At 47.1% G+C, this 8,582-nt stretch carries 5 protein-coding genes and 1 tRNA gene; 4 read left to right on the plus strand and 2 right to left on the minus strand.

The annotated features are described in order from the left end of the window. On the minus strand, positions 1 to 1,078 hold a 1,078-nt coding region (locus ABDW16_RS30915), incomplete at its 3' end, for an MFS transporter (protein ID WP_343675304.1). 210 nt (positions 1,079 to 1,288) lie between these two features. Between ABDW16_RS30915 and ABDW16_RS30920 the strand changes: the two genes are divergently transcribed. After that, positions 1,289 to 3,529, plus strand: coding sequence for a patatin-like phospholipase family protein (locus ABDW16_RS30920; protein ID WP_343675306.1), 2,241 nt, complete (start codon positions 1,289 to 1,291; stop codon positions 3,527 to 3,529). Here the strand turns inward: ABDW16_RS30920 and ABDW16_RS30925 are convergent. Beyond that, positions 3,526 to 4,122, minus strand: a complete 597-nt coding sequence (locus ABDW16_RS30925; RefSeq protein ID WP_343675307.1) for a tRNA-(ms[2]io[6]A)-hydroxylase — start codon at positions 4,120 to 4,122, stop codon at positions 3,526 to 3,528. The genes ABDW16_RS30920 and ABDW16_RS30925 overlap by 4 nt on opposite strands. A gap of 57 nt (positions 4,123 to 4,179) precedes the next feature. Here ABDW16_RS30925 and ABDW16_RS30930 point away from each other — a divergent pair, with 57 nt between their 5' ends. The 3 genes from ABDW16_RS30930 to ABDW16_RS30940 all read left to right on the plus strand — a co-directional run bounded on the left by ABDW16_RS30930 (position 4,180) and on the right by ABDW16_RS30940 (position 8,162). Continuing rightward, positions 4,180 to 5,292: an 8-amino-7-oxononanoate synthase gene (locus ABDW16_RS30930; RefSeq protein ID WP_343675309.1), complete on the plus strand. Its 1,113-nt coding sequence runs from the start codon at positions 4,180 to 4,182 to the stop codon at positions 5,290 to 5,292. 290 nt (positions 5,293 to 5,582) lie between these two features. Then, a complete protein-coding gene (locus tag ABDW16_RS30935; protein ID WP_343675310.1) occupies positions 5,583 to 8,006 on the plus strand; it encodes a penicillin acylase family protein in 2,424 nt (807 codons plus the stop codon). Between the two features lie 80 nt (positions 8,007 to 8,086). Beyond that, a tRNA-Lys gene (locus ABDW16_RS30940) sits at positions 8,087 to 8,162 on the plus strand. Positions 8,163 to 8,582 lie beyond the last annotated feature (420 nt).

The following is an 8,582-nucleotide window of genomic DNA, read 5'->3' on the forward strand; positions in this document are numbered from 1 at the left end:
TCTCCACATTCTGCATTTTCTCATTCCTCATCATCGAATTCTCTATTGTATACTTCGCCTTATCCTCCGTTTTCAAACTAATATTCCCAATCTTATCCATCCTCGCATAGATCGGATAATACGCCAGTGCCGCCACCAGCATCCCTGTCATCATGATTTTCTTTCTCCCGATCTTATCTGACAGCCAACCGAAATAAATAAAGAACGGTGTGCCCAACACCAGCGCCGCCGCAATAATTATATTCGACTGCACAAACTCAATATTCATGGTCTTCTGCAAAAACGACAACGCATAAAACTGCCCTGTATACCAAATTACCCCTTGCCCCATGGCTGCTCCAAACAGCGCCAGCAACACCAGTTTCAGGTTCTCTTTTTTCCCAAAACTCTCTTTTATAGGGTTCTTTACCGTCTTGCCCTCCGCCTTCAACTGTGCAAATACCGGCGACTCCTGTAGCCTGATCCTGATATAATAAGACATCAGCACCAGCAACACCGACAACCAGAATGGCACCCGCCATCCCCAGTCATTGAACTGCTCCGTAGTCATACTACTCCTGGTAATCAATATCACCGCCAGCGATACAAACAAGCCCAGTGTGGCCGTTGTTTGTATAAAACTGGTATAGTACCCCCTTTTATCATGCGCCGAATGCTCCGCCACATAAGTCGCAGCACCCCCATACTCCCCGCCCAGGGCCAATCCCTGCAATAATCGTAGTAATAGCACGACAATCGGTGCCAGTATACCAATCGTTCCATACCCCGGTACCAGGCCAATGGCAAAGGTAGACCCACCCATAATGAGTAGTGTAAGTAAAAAAGTATACTTCCGCCCGACTATATCCCCCAGTCTGCCAAACACAATCGCCCCAAAAGGCCGGACTACAAATCCCACTGCAAATGTGGCCAGCGTCATAATGTAAGCAAGATCAGGATTGCTGGGCGGGAAAAACTTTTCAGCAATAATTGCAGACAGGCTGCCAAAGATGTAAAAATCATACCATTCGATCAGGGTGCCAGCCGAAGAAGCCAGGATCACCTGCCAGATGTTGTGCGCGGTTGTGTGTTTATTCATACGTGTGGAAAATAATGTAGTCCTGGTTGTTTGTTATGCTACAAATAGTTGTATAAAATAATAAAAAAAACGTAAATATTATATTTTTTGAAGAAGCAGTTAAACTGTAGATTTTGGACAAAATTGGTCGTTCCCCGCCTATCGGGGAGGGTGAAATTTTAAACTTATTCAGCTACCTTCGTCAAATAAGGGTTTACATAGTCAAGATATATGCGTTTCAGAAAGGTACTTGTTTGTTGGTTAGGGATCATTTTATTACCTGCTGCCATCTTTGCACAGCAGCCGGGGACAGGCCGTCCCAAAATAGGGGTGACCCTCAGCGGTGGCGGTGCCAAAGGCCTGGCCCACATTGGGATCCTCGAAGCCATTGACAGTGCCGGACTGAAAGTAGACTACCTCACTGGCACCAGCATGGGTAGTATAGTTGGCGCGCTCTATTCCATGGGCTACTCCGGCACCGATATTGAAAAAATGGCCCGGGAACTTGACTGGAACAACCTTTTTTCTAACCAACCCGTGCTCACCGACATTTCTTACGAAGAAAAGAAAGAATACAATAAATACATCATCGAAATACCTTTTGAATACGGTAAGCCCAAACTTGCCTCCGGCGTTATTGCCGGCGAACAGTTATGGCTGGAACTCGCCCGTATGTGCTGGCCAGCCAATGGTGTGCGGGATTTCTCCAAATTCAATATCCCTTTCAAATGTATCGCCACCGATGTGTCTAACGGTGCCATCGTGACCCTCGATACCGGCGATGTAGTGACCGCCATTCGCGCCAGCATGGCCATTCCTTCCATCTTTACAGCCATCAGTATCGGTGATCGTAAGTTAGTCGACGGCGGTGTAGTACGCAATTTCCCGGTCATCACTGCCAAGGAAATGGGGGCAGACATCGTGATTGGTTCCAACGTATCTGAAGGTCTCCGTAAATCAGATCAGTTGCAGACGCCCCTGGATGTCATCCAGCAACTCGGTTTCTACAAAGATGCAGACGATTTCAGAGATGAACGGCAACTCTGCGATATCTTCATTCAGCATAAACTGGAAAACTACAGCGCCGCCAGCTTTGGCAGCGTGGATTCCATTATCGAAGCAGGTAAGCGCAAGGGCCGGGAAATGTACCCCATCTTCAGGCACCTTGCAGATTCACTGCAGGCCATCTATCCGTTGCCGCCTTTCGAAAAGAACCGCTTACCTTTCACTGCCGATATCGAACTAACGGAAATTCGGGTGAATGGCCTCAAACACTCAGATGAGAAATTCTTCCTGGGCCGCCTGGGTCTCAAAACCGGGGGCTGTTATACCTCCGAACATATCAAAGAAGCAGTACTGAATGTATTCGGTACCCGCTTCTATAAGATGATCACTTACGACCTTATACCGGATGGTAATCGCCAGACCATTATGAGCGTAAATGTGGAAGAGAACCCGCTCACATATGTAAAATTTGCGCTTAGCTATAATACCTTTACGAATGCGAGCGCGATTGTCAATATTACCCAACGCAACTTTATCGTACCTAACTCACGTGCATTCGTGACCGTTGCTATCAGCGAAAATCCGCGTGTACAGGCAGAGTATTTTAAATATACCGGTCATGACAGGAACTTTGGGGTGGGACTGGGTTTTTACTTCGAAGATAACGCTATAACACAGTATGATAACCTGAAAGCAAAGCAGGATTTTCATAGTAAATATTTAAGTACAGATATTCATTTCCAGTATACCTTAAATAGTATTCTGGCCATGGGCGTCGGTACCCGCTGGGAGTTTTTAAACCTGAACCCCCGGTTTGCAGATGAGCAGGAAATACGTGGAAACAGTACCCAGTTGAACAGCTATTTCTATATAGGGATGAATTCCCTGGATAGAAAAATATACCCGCGCAAAGGAATGGACCTGCAATTTGAAGCAGGTTGGATATACAATGAAAACCCCGGTTTCCGGATTTTCCGCGATGGCGTGCAGCAACCACTGGATTCTACCAATATTTACTTTGCTGAATACCAGCGAGCCATGTTGCAGGCAAAGTATCATATACCATTTGGATATAGAGGGGCTTTACAGATCCAGGCCGGCAGCGGTGTGAACTTCAATCACAAGCAGGGACCGATCAATGCTTTCCTGATTGGGGGATTGAATAATGTAGTGCGCAACCAGCTGCCGTTTGTAGGGATATTGGAAGGAGAGGTAACTACATCTTCGGCCGCTACGTTACAACTGGCTTACCAGTATGAAGTGTCTAAAAATATCTTTACCACACCAAGAATAGGTGCAGCAGTGTATGACTTTATGGGAGATGTGGATACGAAATTTAAATACCTGAGCGGGTATGGTATATCAGCCGGGTACGCTACATTCCTGGGGCCGATAGAGGGCACGATGATGTATTGCGATCAGGATGGCCGGTTACGTTTTTATGTAAATATTGGGTTTAATTTCTAATGGATTCTATCTCCCCGCACATCCATCTTATCCATAATATCTGCCTCAATCGTCAGCCACTCCTGCCAGCGTGTCTTTACCTTCTCTTCCGGTAAATACTCATTTGCCAGGTCGATAAACAACCGGTAATGCCCTGCTTCAGAAATCATAAACTTTCTGTAAAACTCACGCAGGTATTCATCCTCCAGTCCTTCACTCAATAACCTGAACCGTTCGCAACTCCTGGCTTCAATCAGTGCAAAGGTCAGCAGTCGATCCAGGAACACTGTATCCGGATCTCCGCCTTTATGCTGATGCAGCATCAACTCATTTACGTATAGATCTTTTCGTTGTTTTCCCAACTGAAACCCGCGCTTTCTCATCTCTGCCAGTACCTGCCGGAAATGCCCCCATTCTTCCGTTACAATAGGCGCCAGTTCCTGTACCAGCCTGTCTCTGTGCGGGTAGCGCTGTATTAATGAAATACAGGAGGTCGCCGCCTTTTGCTCACAAAATGCGTGATCTGTCAGTACTTCTTCCAGAGAAATAGCAGCCAGGTTTACCCATCGTGGGTCAGAAGGAAGATGAAGTCCAAGGATAGATACTTTACTCATGCGCTTTAAAGTTGCTTTTCATTAATTATCGTCCGCAAAGTTACTTAGCTTTGAAAGATGAAAGAAGATTTTCTTTTAGCGCAATTAGCAGCACGCAAAGAACAGCATGCCCTCCGGCAATTACGACTGCCAGCTCCTGGTATGGTAGACTTTTGTTCCAACGATTACCTCGGCCTGGCAAAGAGCATGGCCATGCAGGAGGCCGTACATAATCTCCTGGCCGCACGTCCTTTCGCTCATGGCAGTACGGGCTCCCGGTTACTGGCTGGCAATTACGCCTGGGTAGAAGAAACGGAATCCATGCTGGCCGCTTTTCACCAAAGCACGGCCGGGTTAATTTACAACTCGGGTTACGATGCCAATCTCGGATTGTTCAGCGCTGTACCGCAAAAGGGAGATACCATCATTTACGATGCGCTCATTCACGCAAGTATCCGTGATGGTATCCGCCTCTCCAAAGCACAGGCATTTTCTTTCCTGCACAATGACATCATGGATCTTGAAAAGAAACTCCACAATGCCACTGGCAATATATTCGTGGCAGTAGAGTCAGTGTATTCCATGGATGGGGACTTCGCCCCCTTATCTGCTATCGCATCTGTTTGTGACAGGGCAGGGGCGCACCTCATTGTAGATGAAGCACATGCTACTGGTGTAGTCGGTGCAAAGGGAGAGGGGCTGGTGCAGCACCTCGGATTGCAAACCCGGTGTTTTGCCCGGGTACATACATTTGGTAAAGCTGTAGGTTGTCATGGCGCAGTGGTATTGGGTTCCACTCATTTACGCGATTACCTCATCAATTTTTCCCGCTCATTTATCTATACTACGGCTCTGCCACCCACTGCAATGGCGGCTATCATGGCCAGTTACGATTTGTTTCCTTACATGCAGGAAGCCAGAGCTCATCTGGCGGCATTAATTGCCCGGTTCCGGAAGGGAGTGGCGGCGCTGGATACATTGCCCGGCGAAACCCCTATCCAGGTCGTTTTGACCCCTGGAAATACCGCTACGAGGGAATTGGCGGTGCGCCTGCAGGAAGCCGGACTGGATATCCGGGCTATATTACATCCTACCGTGCCCAAAGGGAAGGAAAGGCTACGCATTGTATTACACAGTTTTAATACGGAAGAGGAAGTGGACAGGTGCATCGCTGTACTGACTAAGGGATAGTGAGGGCTGCCTGCCGGACCTTGACTTAGCCTAAACCCCCGTCCATACTCATAAATCTGCTTGTTACAATCGTAACAATAGCCATCCTATAGCGTTTTCAGGGAGATATCCCGTATATAAGCCGTATATATCCCGTAGGTAAGTCGTACATAACCCGTATCTATAGAGATACGGGTTATGTATGGAATATCTACAGGTTATTTATGGGTCATTCCTATGATCGCGTTATTGTTGTAAGCCAGAATTACTTCCTCAAAAAAAAATGTATATTAGCTATTCACTTCCTTGCTATGAGAATCATACCATTTGCCCTTTCGACCGGAATAACCGCTTTACTCATTTTCGCCTTGTCCCACAAATGGGGTTCGTTACCGCCCATAGGCCCATTACTCAGTCCCCAGGAAGGTTTCTGGCAGAATGCCACCCCCATCAGCAAAGATTATAATGCAACCATCGACCTCCCCGGCCTCACTGGCAAGTCAGAAGTCTGGCTGGATGACCGCATGGTTCCCCACATCTTCGCCGAAAACGACGCTGATGCATATTATATAGAAGGTTTCCTCCATGCCCGTGACCGCCTCTGGCAAATGGAACTGCAGATTTTCGCCGCCTCCGGCCGTCTCGCTGAAATACTTGGCCCCAAAATGGTCGAATACGACAGGATGCAACGCCGCCGCGGCATGGTCTATAGTGCTGAGGTCGCACTGAAGGAAATGGAAAAGGATCCCCTCACCAAAACAGCCATCGAGTCGTATGCCGCAGGTGTAAATGCCTACATTCAGACACTGAACAAGGCCTCCCTGCCCATAGAATACAAACTCCTGGACTATAAGCCGGCACCCTGGACCACCCTGCACTCTGCCATCCTCCTCAAACTGATGGCAAACGACCTGGCAGGTGAAGCCGAAGACCTCGAATACACCAATGCCCGCCGTATTTTCAATAAAGAAGAGTTCAACCTGCTATACCCTGATTTCAATGATAGCCTGGACCCGATCGTGCCTAAAAACACCCATTTCGATCCTGCTACGGTGAAAGCAGCGACTCCGCCAGACAGCATCATCAAACTGGCCGGTGCTCTACAGCACTTCAGGGAAGAAAAACCAGATCCGGACAATGGTAGTAACAACTGGGCGGTAGCAGGTTCTAAAACCCGCTCCGGTGCGCCGATTCTTTGTAATGATCCGCACCTGGGCCTGAGTCTCCCATCGCTCTGGTACGAAATACAACTGCATACACCACAGCAAAACACTTACGGTGCCTCATTGCCCGGTGCTCCCGGTGTGATTATTGGTTTCAATGAAAACATTGCCTGGGGTGTTACCAATGGTGAAGAAGACGTAAAAGATTTCTACAAACTGCAATTCCGCCATGGTCGTAAACAGTATTTATTTAATGGCGCCTGGCGCGATGCAGACCTGCGTATAGAAAAAATCAACGTCAGGGGACAGCAACCCTTCAATGACACAGTGGCCTACACCGTGTGGGGACCTGTTGCTTACGATAACACATTCCCTGCGCATCAGAAAGAAGAATTCCAGTTCCTCGCCATGCGCTGGAAAGCCCATGACCCATCGAACGAACTGCGTACATTCCTGCTCCTCAACAAAGCAAAAAATTACGACGACTACCTCGCTGCTATCAAAGACTATCAATGCCCGGCGCAGAACTTTGCCTTTGCCTCCAAAGATGGCGACATTGCTATCTGGCACAACGGAAAATATCCTTTGCGCTGGAAAGACCAGGGGAAATTCGTGATGCCTGGTGATGACAGTACCTTTGCCTGGCAAGGGTATATACCACATGATGAATTACCGCATCTGCATAATCCTGCCCGCGGTTTTGTTAGCTCTGCCAATCAAAACCCAACAGATGATACGTATCCTTACAACTTTGTAGGGGGCTATGATCTATTCCGTGGCAAGCGTATTAATGAAGTGTTGGCAGCAGACAGCCAGATCACGATCCAGGATATGATGGCATTGCAAAATGATTATACCAATTTGCTGGCAAGGGCGGCCATTCCTCTATTTGGTGCGCATCTTCCAAAGTCGTTATTGACACCTGAGCAGTTGCAATACTGGCAGCTCCTCACATCCTGGAATCAGCAAAGCACGGCAGACAGTAAGGCGGCGACTGTATTCCAGTTGGTCTGGAATAACCTGCAAAGCGAAATATGGGCTGATGATATGGCACAGTTCGGAGAAGATGTGTACCAGATGCCATGGGAAAAAACAACCCTGAACCTACTGATAAAGGATACAGCTTTTCACTTTATAGACAACATCAATACACCTGAAAAAGAGACATTCTCCGGTCTGATGTATGCGGCCCTGGCCAAAGCAGCGGACACCGCAAAAGTGCTGGAAGCAAAAAATAAATTGGAGTGGGGGCGTTACCGTGGTACAGATATCAGGCACATTACGAGGAGTATTGTTCCGTTTGGCGCATATCATTTATACACGGGTGGTGGCAGGCATATTGTAAACTGTATAAAGGAAAATCATGGTCCGTCATGGCGTATGATCGTACAGATGGGAGACCCTGTAGAAGCTTATGGGATCTATCCTGGCGGGGAAAGTGGTAATCCGGGAAGTCAGTATTATGACAATGCGGTGCAGGATTGGGTGAATGGAAAATATTATTTGCTTCACCTGTTTAAGCCCGACCAGCGCGAGGATCCGGCCGTGAAATACAGAATGGTTTTAAATTAATTAAAAAAATAATTGCAGTTGGATTTGGAAGGAATGAATTAATTCCTATCTTTGCACTCCCAATCACGAAGAAAGGGAATGATTCCGTAGCTCAGTTGGTAGAGCAATACACTTTTAATGTATGGGTCTTGGGTTCGAGTCCCAACGGGATCACCAGATGGGACAAGTCTAAAACTGATAGGCTTGTCCCATTTTCTTTTTCTGCCAGAGCCTTATCCATGCTGTAGATTAGCTGAACCGCATAATTTACTCCGGGAGTTCGATATGTGTCACCAGTAAATTCTAATTTTTCAGGGTATATCGAACTTATAATCTTCCGTTGTGTATCGATCTCCCTGTTCATACAAAATATCAACTCGCGAAAGGGTTCTCATACCTTTTTCCGGAATCCCTTCAATGTTATAGTCCTTCTTAGGAATCTCCGTGAGGCAATCTTCCAGCTTTGTAATTGCTTTTTCATATTCTTCTTTGCTTTGTTTATAGTCCTCGTCTGTGATTTCTTTGCGAGATTATCAAGTACTAAAAACATGGTGAGAAATATACTTTTGCACTGGCCAACCGGCCAAAAGTTGCGAA

Origin of the sequence: Chitinophaga sp., from assembly GCF_039596135.1 — a bacterium.
GTDB lineage: Bacteria > Bacteroidota > Bacteroidia > Chitinophagales > Chitinophagaceae > Chitinophaga.

Excerpts from the sequence above, each read along its gene's own strand:
- ABDW16_RS30930 (WP_343675309.1), top strand. The coding sequence starts at position 4,180 with ATGAAAGAAGATTTTCTTTTAGCGCAATTAGCAGCACGCAAAGAACAG.
- ABDW16_RS30935 (WP_343675310.1), top strand. The coding sequence starts at position 5,583 with ATGAGAATCATACCATTTGCCCTTTCGACCGGAATAACCGCTTTACTC.
- ABDW16_RS30925 (WP_343675307.1), bottom strand. The coding sequence starts at position 4,122 with ATGAGTAAAGTATCTATCCTTGGACTTCATCTTCCTTCTGACCCACGA.
- ABDW16_RS30920 (WP_343675306.1), top strand. The coding sequence starts at position 1,289 with ATGCGTTTCAGAAAGGTACTTGTTTGTTGGTTAGGGATCATTTTATTA.